Genomic DNA, 17,514 nt, shown 5'->3' on the forward strand with positions numbered 1-17,514 from the left:
CCGTTCGGCGCCGTGGTCGGCGGCTTCCTGGTCGGTGTCTTCGAGAACCTCGCCGGCACCTACATCCCCGGCGTCGGCAACGAGCTGAAACTTCCGATCGCGCTCGCGCTGATCATCTCCGTCCTGGTCGTCAAACCCGCCGGCCTGTTCGGCCGGCACATCGTCAAGCGAGTTTGATCATGAGCGCTGCAGAAGAAGTCGTTGCAGAAGGCCACCAGGCGGTCGAGGCCGTTCCGAAGCGGGCCATGACGCTGGGCACCGGCACCTCGCTGGTGGTGCTCGCGGCGCTTTTGATCGTGCCGATGTTCGTCAAGAACTTCGTCATCTTCCAGATGACGATGCTCCTGATCTACGGGCTCGCCGTGCTGGCGCTGAACATCCTGACCGGCGGCTCCGGCCAGTTCTCGCTCGGCCAGAGCGCGTTCTACGCCGTCGGCGCCTATACGTCGGCGGTGCTGATGGAGCACGCCAACATCAACTACGCGCTGACCATTCCGATCTCCGCCGTGGTCTGCTTCGGCTTCGGGTACCTGTTCGGCAAACCGGCGCTGCGACTGTCGGGCGTCTATCTCGCGCTCGCGACCTTCGCACTCGCGACCGCGATGCCACAGTTGCTGAAGCTGAACTTCCTGGAACACTGGACCGGCGGCGTGCAGGGCCTCGTCGTCACCAAGCCGGACGCGCCGTTCGGCCTGCCGATGTCGCAGGACACGTGGCTGTACTACTTCACGCTCATCGTCACGATCGCGATCTACATGCTCTCGGTGAACCTGTTGCGCTCGAGGTCAGGCCGCGCCTTCATGGCGATCCGCGACAACGAGATCGCGGCGTCCTCGATGGGTGTCAACGTCTCACTCTACAAGACGCTGGCTTTCGGCGTGTCGGCGGCGATCACGGGCATTGCCGGCTCGCTCGGCGCCATCGCGGTGCAGTTCGTGGCCCCCGACAGCTACACCATCACGCTCGCGATCTCGCTGTTCCTCGGCATGGTGGTCGGCGGCGTCGGCTGGCTGCCCGGCTCGTTCGTCGGTGCGGCCTTCATCATCTTCGTGCCGAACATGGCGGAGAGCATCTCCAAGGGCCTCTCCGGCGCGGTGTTCGGTGTGCTGCTGTTCCTCGTCATCTACCTCGTGCCGCACGGCGCAAGGCAGATCGCGATCATTGGCCAGCAACTCGTCGGCAAGCTCAAAAAGAACTGAAGTCCCGTTAAATTAAGCAAGGAGACCGAATTGCATTTTGGAAGAACACTGCGAGCCGCCGCGCTGGTCACGGCAACGGCAGCCATCACTCTCACCTCCGGCGCAGCACTCGCCCAAAAGAAATACGACACCGGCGCAAGTGACACCGAGATCAAGGTCGGCAACATCATGCCGTACAGCGGTCCGGCGTCGGCCTATGGCATCATCGGCAAGACCGAAGAAGCCTATTTCAAGATGATCAACGACAAGGGCGGCATCAACGGCCGCAAGATCAACTTCGTCACCTATGACGACGGCTATTCGCCGCCGAAGGCCGTCGAGCAGGTCCGCAAGCTGGTCGAGAGCGACGAGGTGCTGGCCGTGTTCAATCCGCTCGGCACCCCCTCGAACAGCGCGATCCAGAAGTACCTCAACGCCAAGAAGATCCCGCAGCTCTTCGTCGCCACCGGCGCCACCAAGTGGAACGATCCGAAGAACTTCCCCTGGACCATCGGCTGGCAGCCCTCCTATCAGAGCGAAGCCCAGATCTACGCGAAATGGCTGATGAAGGAGAAGCCCGACGCCAAGGTCGCGATCCTCTATCAGAACGACGATTTCGGCAAAGACTACCTCAAGGGCACCAAGGACGGTCTCGGCGCCAAGGGCGCGTCCATGATCATCATGGAAGAGAGCTATGAGGTGTCCGAGCCGTCGATCGACGGCCATATCGTCAAGATCAAGGCCGCCAATCCCGACGTTCTGCTGATCTATGCGACGCCCAAATTCGCGGCGCAGACCATCAAGAAGACGGCCGAGCTCAGCTGGAAGCCGCTCCAGATCCTCACCAACGTCTCGATCTCGGTCGGCAGCGTGATGAAGCCCGCCGGCTTCGAGAATGCACAGGGCGTGCTGTCGGCGGCCTATGCCAAGGACTCCACCGATCCGCAGTGGGCCAACGACCCCGGCATGAAGAAGTGGAACGAGTTCGTCGACAAGTACATGCCGGGTGCCGACAAGTCCGACACCAGCATGGTCTATGGCTACGGGGCGGCCTCGACCCTGGCCAAGGTCCTGGAGATGTGCGGTGACGATCTCACCCGCGCCAATCTCATGAAGCAGGCGGCTTCGCTGAAGGATTTTGCGCCGGATACGCTCCTGCCCGGCGTCAAGATCAATACCAGCGCTACCGACTTCGCCCCGATTGCGCAGCTGCAGATGCAGCGCTTCAAGGGTGAGAAGTGGGAACTGTTCGGCGAGATCATCAGCGGCGACGTCGCCTCCGAGTGACACGCTGACGCAATAGTCCGACCCTCGAGAAGCCCCCGCGAGCGATCGCGGGGGCTTTTTGTTGACGGCAGGCGCTAATCTTGTTCAATGCGGCGCCGATCCAACTCGGGGCAGGAGAACAATGTCCGCCGTTCGTTTTCAGGTTGCGGCCCTCTGGACCGCGCTCGCTTTGTGCACTGCGATGAGCAGCCCGGCACTGGCGCAGAAGAAGTACGACAGCGGCGCATCCGATACCGAGATCAGAATAGGCAACATCATGCCCTACAGCGGCCCGGCCTCGGCCTACGCCGCGATCGGCAAGGCCGAGGAAGCTTATTTCCGCAAGGTCAACGCCGAGGGCGGCATCAACGGGCGCAAGATCAAGTTCATCTCCTATGACGACGCCTATTCACCGCCGAAGACGGTGGAGCAGGCGCGCAAGCTGGTCGAGAGCGATGGGGTGCTGCTGATCTTCGGCTCGCTCGGCACGTCCACCAACGGCGCCATCCGCAAATACATGAACGAGAAGAAGGTGCCGCAATTGTTCGTGGCGAGCGGCGCCTCGAAGTGGAACGATCCCAAGCAGTATCCCTGGACCATGGGCTGGCAGCCGAGCTACGCGAGCGAGGCGCGGATCTACGCCAAATACATCATGAAGGAGAAGCCGGACGGAAAGATCGGCGTGCTCTACCAGAACGACGATTTCGGCAAGGACTATCTGAAGGGGCTAAAGGATGGCCTCGGGCCCAAGGCGTCGATGATCGTGCTGGAAGAGGCCTACGACACGTCGGAGCCCGCCATCGACGAGCACGTCGTGAAGCTGAAGGCCTCAGGCGCCGACGTGTTCATCAGCATCACCACGCCGAAATTCGCCGCGCAGGCGATCAAGAAGGCGGCGGAGATCAACTGGCGTCCGGTCCACATCGTCTCCAACGTCTCGGCCTCCGTCGGCGGCGTGATCGAGCCGGCGGGCCTGGAGATCTCGCAAGGCCTGCTGTCGGCGAGCTACACCAAGGACGGCTCCGATCCGCAGTGGAATGCCGACGACGGCATGAAGAAATTCTATGACTTCCTCGCGCAGTATGATCCCAAGGCCAACAAGCTCGATGCCGGCGTCGTGTTCGGCTATGCCGCCGCGCAGACCATGGTCAAAGTGCTGCAGATGTGCGGCGACGACCTCACCCGCGAGAACGTCATGAGGCAGGCAGCCTCCTTGAAGGATTTCGAGCCCGACACGCTGCTGCCCGGCATCAGGATCAACACCGCGCCGGACAATTTCGCCCCGATCGAGCAGTTGCAGATGATGCGTTTCAAGGGCCGGAAATGGCAGCTGTTCGGCGAGATCATCTCCAGCGAGATGGGCCACTGAAGCGGCGCAACCCAAAATCGCTCCCAGATTGGTTAAACAACTCAAGACAGCCGGCCCTTCTCGCAGTCGCACACGAGAGCCGGCCGTCCCTGACTACTAAAGACGCACCCCCCGCGACGCCGTCCCGGGGGCTTTCTGTTGAAGGCATCAGCCAAATCGTATTGAATTGCGGCAGCGTCGCCAAGAAAATCGAGACAAGAAAAGGGGCGCACACACACCAAGAAAATAGGGAGATAGGAATGCCCGCTGTCACCGGCAAACTTGCAGCCGCATCACTGGCGCTTGCGCTCATTGCGGCCTCGGCCTCCACTGCATCGGCCCAGAAGAAATACGATACCGGCGCGACCGATACGGAGATCAAGATCGGCAACATCATGCCCTACAGCGGACCGGCCTCCGCCTACGGCATCATCGGGCGGACCGAAGCCGCCTATTTCAAGAAGATCAACGAAGAGGGCGGCATCAACGGCCGCAAGATCAATTTCGTCTCCTACGACGACGCCTATTCGCCGCCGAAGACGGTGGAGCAGGCACGCAAGCTGGTCGAGAGCGACGAGGTTCTGCTGATCTTCAATTCACTCGGCACGCCGCCGAACTCGGCCATTCAGAAATACATGAACTCGAAGAAGGTGCCGCAGCTGTTCGTCGCGACCGGCGCCACCAAATGGAACGATCCGCAGAACTTCCCCTGGACCATGGGCTGGCAGCCCAATTACCAGAGCGAGACGCAGATCTACGCGAAATACATCCTGAAGGAGATGCCCAATGCCAAGATCGGTGTGCTCTACCAGAACGACGATTACGGCAAGGACTACCTGAAGGGCCTGAAAGACGGGCTCGGCGCCAAGGCCGCGAGCATGATCGTGCTGGAGGAAAGCTACGAGACCTCCGAGCCGACGATCGACAATCACATCGTGAAGATGAAGGCGACCGGCGCCGACGTCTTCATCAACATCACCACACCGAAGTTCGCGGCGCAGGCGATCAAGAAGATCTCCGAAATCGGCTGGAAGCCGACCCACTTCCTCAACAACGTCTCGGCCTCGGTCGGCAGCGTGATCAAGCCCGCCGGCTTCGAGAATTCGCAGGACATCATTTCGGCTGCGTACCTGAAGGACGTGTCGGATCCTCAGTGGAAGGACGACGCCGGCATGAAGGGTTTCCTGGAGTTCATGACGAAATACTTCCCTGAAGGTGACAAGCTCGACGGCGGCACCATCGTCGGTTACGGCGTGGCGCAGACGCTGGTGGAAGCGCTGAAGAAGTGTGGCGACAATCTCACGCGCGAGAACGTCATGAAGCAGGCGGCGAGCCTGAAGGACTTCCGCACCGAGGTGCTGCTGCCCGGCATCAAGATCAACACCGGCGCGAACGACTTCGCACCGATCAGCTCGCTTCAGCTCATGAAGTTCAAGGGCGAGAAGTGGGATCTGTTCGGCGACGTCATCAGCGCTGACGCCGGCGGCTAGCCTCCAGCCGGATCGCAATGTTCAAAAGGGCCCTCCGCGAGATCATCGCGGAGGGCTTTTTGCTACGCGGCGATTATGATCACGCGATTGCATATTCGAATGATGACACAGCCGGCTTACGCTTCGGCCGCCGATGCGCTAGGCAGGTGAACGGCGGCGTGTGTCGCCAGTTTGTTCCGTCTGCCGAAGGCCATCGTCATGACCGACCGTCGTCCCCTGCTCCGCGCGCTCTACGACGCCGCCGTTGCCGCCGCCCATCCCAATGTGGTGCTGGCGCCGCACCTGGGGCCCGCGCCGAAAGGACGCGTGATCTGCCTCGCCGCCGGCAAGGGCGCGGGCGCCATGGCCGCGGCAGCCGAACGGCATTACCTCGACACGCTCAAGCTGGCGCCGGAACGGCTCGTCGGCATCGCCACCACGCGTCACGGCTACGGCGTGCCAACGCGCCGCATCCGCGTGGTCGAGGCCGGGCATCCCGTGCCGGATGAGGCTGGCCTCAAGGGCGCGGCCGACACGCTCGCGCTCGCAGGCGAGGCCGGGCCGGACGATCTGCTCCTGGTGCTGCTCACCGGCGGCGGCTCGGCGAACTGGATCGCGCCCAGCGACGGTATCAGCTTCGCGCAGAAGCAGGCGGTCAATAAGGCGCTGCTGCGCTCGGGCGCGCCGATCGGCGAGATGAACGTCGTGCGCAAACACCTGTCGCGGATCAAGGGCGGCCGTCTCGCACGCGCCGGCAAGAATGCCGCCGAGATCGTGACGCTCGCGATCTCGGACGTGCCGCATGACGATCCTTCCGCGATCGCCTCCGGCCCGACCGTGCCTGATCCGACCACGCTGGCCGATGCGCGCGCCATCGTCGCGAAATACAAGCTCGACATCGACGATGCCGTCCGCCGCGCGCTCGACGATCCCGCCAACGAAAGCTGCAAGCCCGGCGATGCCGCCTTCGCGCGCGCGCATTTCGAATTGATCGCGCGGCCCAAGCAGTCGCTCGACGCCGCGGTGAAGCTCGCGCGCGAATCCGGTTACGAGACCATCGACCTCGGCGCCGATCTCGAAGGCGAGGCGCGCGAGGTCGCCGCCGCTCACGCCAGGCTGGCGCTGCAAGCGCGCGCGCAAGGCAAGCGCCTCGCGATCCTCTCCGGCGGCGAGCTCACCGTCACGGTGCGCGGCAATGGACGTGGCGGGCCGAACCAGGAATACGCGTTGGCGCTCGCCGCTCTGCTCAAGGACACGCCTGACATCTCGGCGCTGGCCGGCGACACCGACGGCGCCGACGGCGGCGCCGGCAACCCCACCGACCCCGCCGGCGCGCTGATCGACGCGACGACGTTCGCGAAGATGAAGGCGCAGGGGCTTCAGCCGCAAGCGTACCTGGACAACAACGACGCCACGACGTTCTTCGAGGCGACCGGCGACCTGCTGCTGCCGGGCCCGACGCTGACCAACGTGAACGACATCAGGGTGATTTTGGTGGATTGAGGCGCCCGCCCCAACAACGGTGTCATTCCCCGCGGAAGCGGGGAATCCAGTACGCCGCGGCTTCTCGATTCCGGCTGTGCCGTCTCTGGAATACTGGATCGCCCGGTCAAGCCGGGCGATGACAGCGGAGGGTCAGAATTCGCTCGCGACCTTCGCGAGCATCGCGATCAGGGCTTCGCGATTGGCCTGCCCGAGCAGCTCGTTGAGCCGGGCCTCGTGCTTGGTGGCGACCAGCTTCTTGGCGCGGGCCAGCACCGCCTTGCCCTTGTCGGTCAGCACCAGGATGTGCGAGCGGCGGTCGTTGGTGGAGCGGATCCGCGCGCAAAGGTCGCGGCTCTCGAGATTGTCGAGCATGGCCACGAAGTTCGGCCTGAGGATGCCGAGGGTGGAGGCGATCTCGGTCTGGTTACGGCCGGGATTCTTCTCGACCAGCAGCAGCACGGAGAACTGCGCCGGCGTGAGCTGGAGCGAGGCCATGCAGCGCAGGAAGTTCTCGAACACCTTGAGCTGCGCCCGCTTCAGCACATAGCCGAGCTGTTCCGAGAGCTCGCCGAGCTGGAGCGCTTCGCCAGCAGCCCCCTGGCCTTGCACCTCGGCCGCGTCCTTGCGGCCCTTGGCCGTGTCGGCAGGCTTTTCGGAGGACTTTTCAGCGGCTTTGGAAACGGTCATCGCCTCGTGCTCGTAATCCCGCTAAATTCGGGAGGGATCGTTCCCGCCCTTGATGTTATATTTGATAATTGTTATGGACCATATCAAATATCGCATGCGTTTTTCAATGGCTGTGAGCGGACCGTCCACCGCGATCGAGGGGACTGGTCCGTAATCTTAAGGGGGAGCGTCCGGTCTTGAATACCACCATCATGCTGTTCCTGGTGCAGGACGGCATCACCAATGGCGCGATCTATGCGCTGCTCGGCCTGGCGCTGGTGCTGGTGTTCGCCGTCACCCGCGTCATTCTCATTCCCCAGGGCGAATTCGTCACCTACGGCGCGCTGACCTACGCCTCGCTGGCCGCAGGCCAGATGCCGGGCACGGCAAAGCTCGCGCTGGCGCTCGGCATCGGCGCCTTCGCCTTCGACCTGTTCGTCGCGCGCAAGGCGCTGCACGGCCGCCTGATCGTGCGTAGCCTCCTCACCAATATCGTGCTGCCGGCCATCGTGCTGGCGCTGACGGTTTACTTCGCCGCGCAGAAGCCGCCGGTCGCGGTCTCGATCGCGCTGTCGCTGGTGATCGTGGCGATGATCGGCCTCTATCTCTACCGCGTCGCATTCCAGCCGCTGGCACACACCTCCGTGCTGGTGCTGCTGATCGCATCAGTGGGCGTCCATCTGGCACTGCAGGGCCTCGGCCTGCTGTTTTTCGGCGCCGAAGGCCAGCGCGGACCTGCCGTGCTGTCCGGCGCGTTCACCGCGGGTTCGCTGCGCTTCACCGGCCAGAGCCTTACCGTCTACGGCATCACCATCGCCTTCATCGTCGCCCTCTGGCTGTTCTTCGGCCTGACACTCTACGGCAAGGCGCTGCGCGCGACCGCCGTGAACCGGCTAGGGGCGCGGCTCGTCGGCATCCGCACCACGCTGTCGGGGCAGATCGCCTTTCTGCTGGCATCCGTCATCGGCGCGCTGTCGGGCATCATGATCGTGCCGATCACGACGCTCTACTATGACAGCGGCTTCCTGATCGGCCTGAAGGGCTTCGTCGCCGCGATCATCGGCGGCCTCGTCAGCTACCCCCTCACCGCCGCCGCGGCGCTGGTCGTCGGCCTCGTCGAGGCGTTCTCGTCCTTCTATGCCTCCAACTACAAGGAGGTGATCGTTTTCATGCTGCTGATCCCCGTGCTGCTGCTGCGCTCGCTCGCCGCGCCCGCCGTCGAAGAAGAGAAGGACTGAGGCTGAAATGCAGAGCCGCCTTCCCATCATCGTCTTCGCAGCCGTCATGGCCGTGATCCCGTTCGTCCCCGGCATGCCTCCGTTCTGGATCGTGCTGCTCGACAATATCGGCCTCGCGGCCCTCGTCGCGATGGGCCTCGTGCTGTTGACCGGCGTCGGCGGCCTGACCTCGTTCGGACAGGCAGCCTTCGTCGGCTTCGGCGCCTACACCACCGCGGTGCTGTCGACGGCCTACGGCCTGTCGCCCTGGCTGACGCTGCCGCTGTCGCTATTGGTCAGCGGATCACTGGCGGTGCTGCTCGGGCTGATCACCGTCCGCCTCTCCGGCCATTATCTGCCGCTCGGCACGCTCGCCTGGGGGCTCGGGCTATTCTATCTCTTCAGCAAGCTGGAGTTTCTCGGCCGTAACGACGGCATCTCGGCGATCCCGCCGCTTTCGATCGGCACGTTCAAGATGCTCTCGCCCGGCTCGATCTATTACGCGATCTGGGTCGCCGTGATCCTCTCGGCGCTGCTGACGATGAACCTCTTGGATTCCCGCACCGGACGCGCCATCCGCGCGCTACGGCGCGGCCATGTTGCCGCCGAGGCGTTCGGCGTGCACACCCCGCGCGCCAAATTGCTGGTGTTCATCCATGCCGCGGTGCTCGCCGGCCTGTCAGGCTGGCTCTACGCGCATCTCCAGCGCGCGGTGAACCCGACGCCGTTCGGCGCACAGGCCGGCATCGAATATCTCTTCATCGCGGTGGTCGGCGGCGCCGGCTATGTCTGGGGCGGCGTTTTGGGCGCGGCGATCGTCGTAGTGCTGAAAGAGGTGCTGCAGAGCTATCTGCCGCTGATCCTGCCCGGCTCCGGACAGGTCGAGACCATCGTGTTCGGCATCATGCTGGTGGCGCTGCTGCAACTTGCGCCCGGCGGCCTCTGGCCGTGGCTGATGTCGTTCCTGCCGGAGCGGACCGGTGGCAAGAAGCCGGACACCTCACTGAAGCTGGAGCAGCGTCCCCGCGCGCTCGGCCAGTCCAGCATCCTGCTCCAGGTCGACAAGGCGCGAAAACAGTTCGGCGGCGTGGTCGCGGTCAACAACGTCTCCTTCGACGTCCAGGCCCGCGAGATCGTCGCGCTGATCGGCCCGAACGGCGCCGGCAAGAGCACGACCTTCAACCTGATCACCGGCGTGCTGTCGGCCACGTCAGGCTCGGTCTCGGTGCTCGGCAAGAAGGTCGACAAGGCGCCGCCGCAGGAGATCGTCAAGCTCGGCATCAGCAGGACTTTCCAGCATGTGAAGCTGGTCCCTGACATGACCGTGCTGGAGAACGTCGCGATCGGCGCGCATCTGCGCGGCCATTCCGGCCCGATCTCCTCGATGCTGCGGCTCGACCGCGCCGACGAAGCCAGACTGCTGGCGGAGGCCGCCCGCCAGATCGAGCGTGTCGGCCTTGCCGACCAGATGCACCAGCTCGCAGGCAGCCTCTCGCTTGGCCAGCAGCGCATCGTCGAGATCGCCCGCGCGCTCTGCGTCGATCCGATGCTGCTGCTGCTCGACGAACCGGCCGCCGGCCTGCGCCACATGGAGAAGCAGCAGCTCGCCAAGCTGTTGCGGGAGCTGCGCGACGGCGGCATGAGCGTCCTCCTGGTCGAGCACGACATGGGCTTCGTCATGAACCTCGCCGACCGCATCGTGGTGCTCGATTTCGGCACCAAGATCGCCGAAGGCACCCCCGCCACGATCAAGACCAATCCCGAAGTGATCAAGGCCTATCTCGGAGTGGCGGCATGAGCGCGCTGTTGTCCGTCACCGACGCCCATGTCGCCTATGGCAAGGTCGAGGCGGTGCGCTCGGTCTCGCTCGAGGTCGGCCAAAACCAGATCGTCACCATCGTCGGCGCCAACGGCGCCGGCAAGACCACGCTGCTCTCCGCCATCATGGGCATCCTGCCGCTGAAAGGCCGCGTCACCTTTGCCGGCCAGGATCTCGCCCGGCTCGACATCGAGGACCGCGTCGCGATGGGCCTCGGTCTCGTTCCCGAGCACCGCGAGTTGTTCGTCACCATGAATGTCGAGGACAATCTCGAGCTGGGCGCCTTCCGCATCGAGCGCAGCAAGGCGAAAGCCTCGATGGAGCGCGTCTACGCGCTGTTCCCACGGCTGAAGGAGCGGCGCAAGCAGTTCGCCGGCACGCTCTCCGGCGGCGAGCAGCAGATGCTCGCGATGGGCCGCGCGTTGATGGGCGAGCCGAAACTGCTGATGCTGGACGAGCCGAGCCTCGGCCTCGCGCCGATCATCGTCGCCGACATCTTCCGCATCGTCACTGAGCTGCGCGCCAGCGGCGTCTCCGTGCTGCTGGTCGAGCAGAACGCCCAGGCCGCGCTGAAGATCGCGGACCAGGCCTATGTGATGGAACTCGGCGAGTTCGTGCTCTCGGGCAAGGCGAGCGACATCGCGGCGAACGAGCGTGTCGCGGCGAGCTATCTCGGCTTCCAGCACGAAGGCGAGAGCGCGATTTAGTCTTGCACGCCCGGACGGTATGACAGCCACCGTCCGAGCGTGCGCATCTCAATAGTTCTGGTAGGGGTACTGACCCGGGCACACCCAATTGCCGTAGGTATCGTAGGTGCAATTGCTGTTGTTGTAGTAGCCGTAGGCGCCGTAGGCAGCAGCGGCTCCGACGGCGGCCGCGCCATAGCCCCAACCCGGGCGATAGCCGGCACCATAGCCCGGATAACCTGCGATCGGCCGCCCCGGGCGGCCGGCAATCGGACGACCCGGGTATCCCGGTCGTCCCGGACGCCCCGCGATGGGATGCGAAGGCCGCGGCCCTCCCGCTACGCGATAGCCGCGTCCGGCGTAGCCGCCACCGCGATGGATGCCGCCGGCATGCACCCCGCCGTGGAATCCCCCGGCGCGCATGGCGCCGCCACCGCCGCGGAACCCGCCACCGCCGCCACGTCGGGCGAATGCGTCATCCGGAATGAGGCTGACAGTGAGCAAAACGAGCGCTGCCAAAGCAACCAGGATGTATCGAAGCATGATGTGCCTCCATAAAGCGCGTCACTAGTCGTCGTCATCTTCCGCTTCGCTATGATGCTCGATCGCATCTCGCATGCCGCGCATGGCGACATACGAGACGAATGCCATTCTCCTCCTCTGGTCTGGAGTCAGTGTCTTGTAGAGAGGCTCCCAGGCGTCGGCGAGCTTCTTCAGGTCCGCCCCGCGCTGAACCAGCAGATCGGCTCTGCGTTGCATCAACTCGACCGGATTTCGCTCGTTGAGGGCATCCATCGGGCCGTTGTCATGCAACTGGGCCAATCGCTTCAGCCGGGCCTCCCGATTCTTCGCTCGCGCGCGGATCGCGTCTTCGATCGCTGGCCAGTATTTCTCCTGCTCGGCTGTCATCTGCAGGGCAGCCTTGACGATGCCGACACGCATATCCGTCAAGCTATTCATGTCAGCGACGCTGGGTTGCCGCATTCCGACGGTGGCAGACGTCTCCGCTGCATAGGCAAGCGGTGACGTCGTCAAAAGGATTGCAATCGTCGCAACGGCTGCTTTCTTCGTCATCGCGATCTCCATTGTCTTGCCGTGCCCCACGGCAAGACATCGCGCGTGCTCATTGCGGATTGATCTAGGTCAAGCACAAATCGTTCAATATGAACGTGATCCTGACCATTGCGGGATCCTTCTCGCTTGCGGTCACGCACGCAAGTGCGCCAGACGAGGGTCCTCTCCATGAATGACGACGTGGGACTGTCGCCTGCGGAGATGACCCTCTCACCCGTCTCGCGGCTATGACGCGAGCCGCTCTCTCATAAGGGGAAAGGTGCAGCGAGGGTATCGCACTTGCTTGCGACTAATGTCCGGCCGCCCTCTCATTCTTCAACGCCGCGACCTCCGCCTCCAGGTCCGCGATGCGCTGGTCCCTCGCCGCCAGTGCTGCGGCAACGTCCGCGGCATCGAACTTCTGCGGAATGTGCTGCGGGCAGTTGGTGTCCCAGGCTGCGATCTTGAACAGGATCACCTGCTCCGGTCGGGCGCGATAGCCCTTTGGCATCAGCGCTGTGGTCATTGCCTCGTCGTCCTCGACCACGCGGGCCTCGCCCCAGATCTTGACGCGGCGGCGATGGGCGTAATCCATCACGAAGATATACGCCTTGGGATTCTCCGAGAGATTTCCTTGCGTGATGTATTGCCGGTTGCCGGCGTAGTCGGTGAAGGCCAGCGTCTGCTTGTCCAATACCTTCAAGAAACCCTTCGGACCGCCGCGGTGCTGGATGTAAGGCTGGCCGTCGGCCGAGGCGGTGGCGAAATAGAAACTGCTGGCGTCAGCCAGGAACGCCGCGAGGTTCTCATCGACCTCGGTCCGCCATCCTCGCTGCTCGGCATGGGCATACCCTTCGCGCGATCCCTTTCGGGTCTGGATCGATTTCACCGCCGGCGAAAATGCAACGTCGCTGGCGTAGGTGTGAGTTGCCGTCATCGGCATATCTCCTCGAATTCCGGCGCATTGCTGCGTCTTTCGCGGTCTAAAATGGACCTTTCTCCGACTAAAACAATCTACCCGCTTGACACTTCATCATTGCAATATATGCAATAGTGACATGGACCGCCTTGAAGCCATGCATGCCTTCGTCACCGTCGCCGATCTCAGCGGCTTCGCGCCGGCGGCGCGCAAGCTACACCTGTCGCCCTCGGCGGTAACGCGGCTGATCGCGGCGCTGGAGGAGCATCTCGGCGCCCGGCTGTTGCAGCGGACCACCCGGCAGGTGAGATTGACCGACGTCGGTACGCGCTATCTGGAGCGCGCGCGGCGCATCCTCGCCGATGTCGAGGAGGCCGACGGCTCCGCGCGGGAGGAGCGCAACCGGCCGAGCGGACGGTTGGTGGTCTCGGCGCCGGTCGGCTTCGGCCGGCTGCATGTCGGGCCGGTCATGACCGACTATCTCAAGCGCTATCCCGAGGTCGGCGGGGAATTGCGCTTGTCCGACCATCTCGTCAATCTCGTGGAGGACGCCGTCGATGTCGCGGTGCGGATCGGTCATCTCGCCGATTCCTCGCTGGTGGCGCGGCAAGTTGGCGAGATGCGGCGGATCGTGGTGGCGACGCCGGGCTATCTGAAGCGCCACGGCGAGCCGAAGACGCCAGACGCGTTGCTCGAACACCAGACCATTCAGTTCGGCCCGTCCGCCAGCTGGCACTTCGTGCACGACGGCCGCGACATCGAGGTCACGCCGTCGCCCCGCTTCATCAGCAACAGCGCCGACGCCGCCCTGCAATACGCCGAAGCCGGCGGCGGGGTGACGCGCGTGCTGGCCTACCAGGCCGCCGAGGGGCTGAAGCGCGGACGGCTGAAAATCGTGCTGGCGAAGTACGAGCAGCCGGCGCTGCCGATTCACATCATCTACCCGACCTCGCGCCTGCTCTCGGCCAAGGTGCGCGCATTCGTCGATCTCGTGGTGGAGACGGCGGAGTGGAGGTTTGCCTAGGCGTGTCCCGGACGCGCCGCGGAGCGGCGCACAGCCGGGACCCAGAAGGCGGCAGGGTGACATGTCGAGACATGGGTCCCGGCTCTGCGCAGCAGCGTTGCACGCTGCAGCGCGTCCGGGACACGGAGAGATCATCCCTTCTTCGGCACCACCCGAAACGTGCCGCTCGCCCGCGCGATCACGGCATCGTCGACCTTCACAAGGCACTGCGCAAAGCAGATCGTCTTGCCGGTCTTGATCACGCCGCTCTCGATCGAACACCACTGGCCGATCTCGGCGGAGCCGGCAAAATCGACCGAAAGCGAGATCGTCACGAACGACGTGGTCCAGTTGGTCACCAGCGCACAACTATAGCCCATGGCATTGTCGGCGAGCGCCGCGATGAGGCCGCCATGGATCAGCCCGCGGCCGTTGGTGTGGGGCCTGGCCAGCCGGAGGCCGATGATGACGGCCTTGTCGGTGTTCTTGGAGTAAAGCGGCTCCCAGGGTTCGGTGAGAGGGCTCTTGCGAAAGAGCGGCTCGAAGCCGGCGGGAATGTCGGTGGCGGTCATGGTTGTCTCGCGTTGCTGAGTCGTCAGCATTGAACGCGATGGCGATGACGGTTGCATCAATTACAAAGTTTTAAACGGGATTTGCTCGCGTGTTTGAAACACGGGTGGCGCCACAATGACCGAGCCGTAGGGTGGGCAAAGCGAAGCGTGCCCACGCGCTTTCGCAATTATGGGAAGGTGGTGGGCACGGCGCAAGGGCGCCTTTGCCCACCCTACGGCACCGTCGGCCCCGTCCTAAAACGGCAGTCCGACATAATTCTCCGACAGCGACGTCATCGCGGCCTGCGACTGCGTGACGTAGTCGAGCTCGGCGAGTTGAATGCGCGCGCCGATGGTGCCGGTGTCGGGGAATTTGTGCAGCATCGAGGTCATCCACCAGGAGAAGCGCACCGCCTTCCAGACCCGCGCCAGGGCCGTGGTGGAATAGGCGTCGATGCCGGCGCTGGATTTCTCGTCGTAGAATTCGCGCAGCGCGCCCGACAGATAATGTGCGTCGCTGGCAGCGAGATTCAGTCCCTTGGCGCCGGTCGGCGGCACGATGTGGGCGGCGTCACCGCACAGGAACAGCTTGCCGAAGCGCATCGGCTCGGCGACGAAGCTGCGCAGGGGCGCAATGCTCTTCTCGATCGAGGGGCCCGTGACGAGGCTGTCGGCCGCCTCCTGGTCGAGCCGGCGCTTCAATTCGTCCCAGAAGCGTTCGTCCGGCCATTGGTCGACATGGTCGTCGAGCGAACACTGCACATAGTAGCGGCTGCGTCTGGTCGAGCGCATGGTGCAAAGCGCAAAGCCGCGGGCGTGGTTGGAGTAGATCAGCTCATGGCTGACCGGCGGCGTCTCCGAGAGGATGCCGAGCCAGCCGAACGGATAGACCCGCTCGAACTCCTCAATCGCCCCGGCCGGGACGCTGGCGCGGCTGACGCCGTGAAAGCCGTCGCAGCCGGCGATGAAATCGCAATCGAGCGTGTGGGTGACGCCGTCCTTGACCCAGGTTACGCGCGGGTGACTGCCGTCGAAATCATGCGGCTGCACGTCCCTGGCCTCGTAGACCGAGACGAGACCGGCGGCCTTCCGCGCATTCATCAGGTCGAGCGTGACCTCGGTCTGGCCGTAGATCATGACCGTCTTGCCGGTCGCCGCCTTCATGTCGATGCGGTGACGGCGGCCGGAAAAGGCGAGCTCGATGCCTTCATGCACCAGGCCTTCGGCATGCGCCCGCGCACCGGCGCCGATCTCGTCGAGCAGCGCGACGGTTCCCTCCTCCAGCAGACCGGCGCGGATGCGACCGAGCACGTAATCCGGGCTCTGCCGCTCCAGGATGACATTGTCGATGCCGTATGCGTGCAGCAGTTGCCCAAGCAACAATCCGGCCGGTCCGGCCCCGATGATTGCGACTTTTGTCCGCAATACTTGCTCCTTCCGATCCTGTAGGCTTTGCTCGTGGCTCGCTTGTCGCGTTGCTCCGCGCACGATAATTATATCATATAACGGTTGGGCAAAAGGGGAGGGCCGTCGCCGGGCAGCGACAAATCCATGCAGCATGGCTGACGCAGACGGCGCGGCGAAGTGCGCGCCAGTTCCGGCTTGAACGCGCCGGCCGATTAGATAACATGTTAATTAACGAGACCGGGCCATCGAAGCCCGCCGTCGAAAACAGGGAGAGACGTGTGATGAGGAAAGCCTGTCTGGCGTTGCTGCTGGCCGCAAGCGTGACGCCTGCCTTCGCGCAGGACAAGACCTTCGATTTGAAGATCTCGCACTGGGTGCCGGCTTCGCATCCGCTGCAGAAATCGCTGGAAGACTGGGCTGCCGCGGTCGAGAAGGATTCCGGCGGCACCATCAAGGGCAAGGTGTTTCCGGCCCAGCAGCTCGGCAAGGCATTCGACCATTACGACATGGCGCGCGACGGCATCGCCGACGTCACCTATGTCAATCCCGGCTACCAGCCCGGCCGCTTCCCGATCGTCGGCGCCGGCGAGCTGCCGTTCCTGATCTCGGACGCCAAGGGCGGCTCGATGGGGCTGGACGCCTGGTATCGCAAATATGCCGAGAAGGAGATGAAGGACGTCAAATACTGCCTCGCCTTCGTCCACTCACCCTCCTCCTTCCATTCCAAGACCAAGAAGATCGTGCTGCCCGAAGACGTGAAGGGCATGAAGATCCGCCCGGCGCACGCCACCATGGCGAACTTCGTGACGTCGCTCGGCGGCACCAATGTGCAGTCCTCGGCGCCTGAGGTCCGCGACATCATCGAGCGCGGCGTCGCCGACGGCGTCACCTTCCCCTGGGGGTCGCTGGTGCTGTTCGGCATCGACAAGGTGACCAAATACGACATGGAGGCGCCGCTCTACACAACGACCTTCGTGTTCGTGATCAACAAGGACAAGTACAACGCGATGTCCGACAAGCAGAAGGCCGCGATCGACAAGAACTGCTCGGTCGAAATGGCGGGCGTGGTCGGCGAGCACTGGGGCAAGTTCGAGGATGCGGGCATCGACAAGGTGAAGGCGGAATCCGGCCACGAGGTCTACAAGCTGACGCCCGAGCAGACCGCCGCCTGGAAGAAGGCCGCCGAGCCGCTGGTGAAGACCTGGTCCGAGGGCGCCAAGAAGGCCGGAGCCGATCCGGACGCCGCGCTCGCGGACCTCAAGGCCTCGCTGAAGAAATACAACGCGCTGGCGGAGTGAGGCCCACACTCGCTCCACCTCTCCCGCTTGCGGGAGAGGTCGGCGCGTCCGGGCGATGCGAAGCATCGTCCCGCGCGCCGGGTGAGGGCTCTCCCCCCTTGGGGAGTCTCCCGTTCGGGAGTCTCTCTGTGGAGGCACCCCCACCCCAA

The 17,514-nt window shown here is 64.0% G+C and carries 16 protein-coding genes and 1 pseudogene; 11 read left to right on the forward strand and 6 right to left on the reverse strand.

The genetic code is table 11. The annotated features are described in order from the left end of the window. The 6 genes and pseudogenes from RAD10_RS00005 to RAD10_RS00030 all read left to right on the forward strand — a co-directional run. A pseudogene (locus RAD10_RS00005) lies at nucleotides 1-177 on the forward strand (branched-chain amino acid ABC transporter permease); the annotation flags it as partial. 2 nt (nucleotides 178-179) lie between these two features. Continuing rightward, complete coding sequence (locus RAD10_RS00010; RefSeq protein ID WP_461615826.1) at nucleotides 180-1,199, forward strand: branched-chain amino acid ABC transporter permease; 1,020 nt, start codon at nucleotides 180-182, stop codon at nucleotides 1,197-1,199. A 30-nt stretch (nucleotides 1,200-1,229) separates the two neighbouring features. After that, nucleotides 1,230-2,465 (forward strand): ABC transporter substrate-binding protein, encoded by a 1,236-nt coding sequence (locus RAD10_RS00015; protein WP_028142134.1) that lies wholly within the window; start codon nucleotides 1,230-1,232, stop codon nucleotides 2,463-2,465. Between the two features lie 121 nt (nucleotides 2,466-2,586). Further along, nucleotides 2,587-3,813, forward strand: coding sequence for an ABC transporter substrate-binding protein (locus tag RAD10_RS00020; RefSeq protein WP_461615827.1), 1,227 nt, complete (start codon nucleotides 2,587-2,589; stop codon nucleotides 3,811-3,813). A 239-nt stretch (nucleotides 3,814-4,052) separates the two neighbouring features. Beyond that, nucleotides 4,053-5,282 (forward strand): ABC transporter substrate-binding protein, encoded by a 1,230-nt coding sequence (locus RAD10_RS00025; RefSeq protein WP_212475130.1) that lies wholly within the window; start codon nucleotides 4,053-4,055, stop codon nucleotides 5,280-5,282. Between the two features lie 198 nt (nucleotides 5,283-5,480). After that, nucleotides 5,481-6,764, forward strand: coding sequence for a glycerate kinase type-2 family protein (locus RAD10_RS00030; protein ID WP_461615828.1), 1,284 nt, complete (start codon nucleotides 5,481-5,483; stop codon nucleotides 6,762-6,764). Nucleotides 6,765-6,896: 132 nt separating this feature from the next. On the opposite strand, the gene RAD10_RS00035 is transcribed toward RAD10_RS00030, so the two are convergent. Further along, complete coding sequence (locus RAD10_RS00035; protein WP_104465638.1) at nucleotides 6,897-7,433, reverse strand: MarR family winged helix-turn-helix transcriptional regulator; 537 nt, start codon at nucleotides 7,431-7,433, stop codon at nucleotides 6,897-6,899. Between the two features lie 176 nt (nucleotides 7,434-7,609). Between RAD10_RS00035 and RAD10_RS00040 the strand changes: the two genes are divergently transcribed. Genes RAD10_RS00040 through RAD10_RS00050 form a run of 3 tightly spaced genes read left to right on the forward strand, consistent with a single transcriptional unit; the run spans nucleotide 7,610 to nucleotide 11,155 of the window. Further along, on the forward strand, nucleotides 7,610-8,650 hold the full coding sequence (locus RAD10_RS00040) for a branched-chain amino acid ABC transporter permease (protein ID WP_461615829.1): 1,041 nt from the start codon (nucleotides 7,610-7,612) through the stop codon (nucleotides 8,648-8,650). A 7-nt stretch (nucleotides 8,651-8,657) separates the two neighbouring features. Further along, nucleotides 8,658-10,427, forward strand: coding sequence for a branched-chain amino acid ABC transporter ATP-binding protein/permease (locus RAD10_RS00045; protein ID WP_461615830.1), 1,770 nt, complete (start codon nucleotides 8,658-8,660; stop codon nucleotides 10,425-10,427). Then, nucleotides 10,424-11,155, forward strand: coding sequence for an ABC transporter ATP-binding protein (locus tag RAD10_RS00050; RefSeq protein ID WP_461615831.1), 732 nt, complete (start codon nucleotides 10,424-10,426; stop codon nucleotides 11,153-11,155). Before RAD10_RS00045 ends, RAD10_RS00050 begins: the two co-directional genes overlap by 4 nt. A 48-nt stretch (nucleotides 11,156-11,203) precedes the next feature. Here RAD10_RS00050 and RAD10_RS00055 read toward each other — a convergent pair whose 3' ends face one another. From RAD10_RS00055 to RAD10_RS00065, 3 genes are all read right to left on the reverse strand, one after another. Further along, nucleotides 11,204-11,677: a hypothetical protein gene (locus tag RAD10_RS00055; protein WP_461615832.1), complete on the reverse strand. Its 474-nt coding sequence runs from the start codon at nucleotides 11,675-11,677 to the stop codon at nucleotides 11,204-11,206. A 24-nt stretch (nucleotides 11,678-11,701) separates the two neighbouring features. Next, complete coding sequence (locus tag RAD10_RS00060; RefSeq protein ID WP_461615833.1) at nucleotides 11,702-12,208, reverse strand: Spy/CpxP family protein refolding chaperone; 507 nt, start codon at nucleotides 12,206-12,208, stop codon at nucleotides 11,702-11,704. A gap of 289 nt (nucleotides 12,209-12,497) precedes the next feature. Next, nucleotides 12,498-13,124 (reverse strand): pyridoxamine 5'-phosphate oxidase family protein, encoded by a 627-nt coding sequence (locus RAD10_RS00065; protein WP_461615834.1) that lies wholly within the window; start codon nucleotides 13,122-13,124, stop codon nucleotides 12,498-12,500. 121 nt (nucleotides 13,125-13,245) lie between these two features. Between RAD10_RS00065 and RAD10_RS00070 the strand changes: the two genes are divergently transcribed. Next, entirely contained in the window at nucleotides 13,246-14,130 is an 885-nt protein-coding gene (locus tag RAD10_RS00070) for a LysR family transcriptional regulator (protein ID WP_461615835.1), read from the forward strand. A gap of 131 nt (nucleotides 14,131-14,261) precedes the next feature. Here the strand turns inward: RAD10_RS00070 and RAD10_RS00075 are convergent, their stop codons facing one another. Together RAD10_RS00075 and pobA are read right to left on the reverse strand one after the other, a co-directional pair. After that, a complete protein-coding gene (locus RAD10_RS00075; RefSeq protein WP_461615836.1) occupies nucleotides 14,262-14,681 on the reverse strand; it encodes a PaaI family thioesterase in 420 nt (139 codons plus the stop codon). A gap of 234 nt (nucleotides 14,682-14,915) precedes the next feature. Then, nucleotides 14,916-16,085 (reverse strand): 4-hydroxybenzoate 3-monooxygenase, encoded by a 1,170-nt coding sequence (gene pobA / locus RAD10_RS00080; RefSeq protein WP_461615837.1) that lies wholly within the window; start codon nucleotides 16,083-16,085, stop codon nucleotides 14,916-14,918. Between the two features lie 263 nt (nucleotides 16,086-16,348). On the opposite strand from pobA, the gene RAD10_RS00085 reads away from it, so the two are divergent. After that, nucleotides 16,349-17,365 (forward strand): TRAP transporter substrate-binding protein, encoded by a 1,017-nt coding sequence (locus RAD10_RS00085; RefSeq protein ID WP_461615838.1) that lies wholly within the window; start codon nucleotides 16,349-16,351, stop codon nucleotides 17,363-17,365. The last annotated feature ends 149 nt before the right edge of the window (nucleotides 17,366-17,514 follow it).

It is taken from the genome of Bradyrhizobium sp. 23AC, from assembly GCF_054863025.1.

What these genes read in the sequence shown, in the direction of transcription:
- RAD10_RS00055 (WP_461615832.1), bottom strand. Translation starts at nt 11,677, where the DNA reads ATGCTTCGATACATCCTGGTTGCTTTGGCAGCGCTCGTTTTGCTCACT.
- RAD10_RS00045 (WP_461615830.1), top strand. Translation starts at nt 8,658, where the DNA reads ATGCAGAGCCGCCTTCCCATCATCGTCTTCGCAGCCGTCATGGCCGTG.
- RAD10_RS00030 (WP_461615828.1), top strand. Translation starts at nt 5,481, where the DNA reads ATGACCGACCGTCGTCCCCTGCTCCGCGCGCTCTACGACGCCGCCGTT.
- RAD10_RS00060 (WP_461615833.1), bottom strand. Translation starts at nt 12,208, where the DNA reads ATGACGAAGAAAGCAGCCGTTGCGACGATTGCAATCCTTTTGACGACG.
- RAD10_RS00085 (WP_461615838.1), top strand. Translation starts at nt 16,349, where the DNA reads ATGAGGAAAGCCTGTCTGGCGTTGCTGCTGGCCGCAAGCGTGACGCCT.
- RAD10_RS00025 (WP_212475130.1), top strand. Translation starts at nt 4,053, where the DNA reads ATGCCCGCTGTCACCGGCAAACTTGCAGCCGCATCACTGGCGCTTGCG.
- RAD10_RS00050 (WP_461615831.1), top strand. Translation starts at nt 10,424, where the DNA reads ATGAGCGCGCTGTTGTCCGTCACCGACGCCCATGTCGCCTATGGCAAG.
- RAD10_RS00065 (WP_461615834.1), bottom strand. Translation starts at nt 13,124, where the DNA reads ATGACGGCAACTCACACCTACGCCAGCGACGTTGCATTTTCGCCGGCG.
- RAD10_RS00035 (WP_104465638.1), bottom strand. Translation starts at nt 7,433, where the DNA reads ATGACCGTTTCCAAAGCCGCTGAAAAGTCCTCCGAAAAGCCTGCCGAC.
- RAD10_RS00075 (WP_461615836.1), bottom strand. Translation starts at nt 14,681, where the DNA reads ATGACCGCCACCGACATTCCCGCCGGCTTCGAGCCGCTCTTTCGCAAG.
- RAD10_RS00070 (WP_461615835.1), top strand. Translation starts at nt 13,246, where the DNA reads ATGGACCGCCTTGAAGCCATGCATGCCTTCGTCACCGTCGCCGATCTC.
- RAD10_RS00020 (WP_461615827.1), top strand. Translation starts at nt 2,587, where the DNA reads ATGTCCGCCGTTCGTTTTCAGGTTGCGGCCCTCTGGACCGCGCTCGCT.
- RAD10_RS00010 (WP_461615826.1), top strand. Translation starts at nt 180, where the DNA reads ATGAGCGCTGCAGAAGAAGTCGTTGCAGAAGGCCACCAGGCGGTCGAG.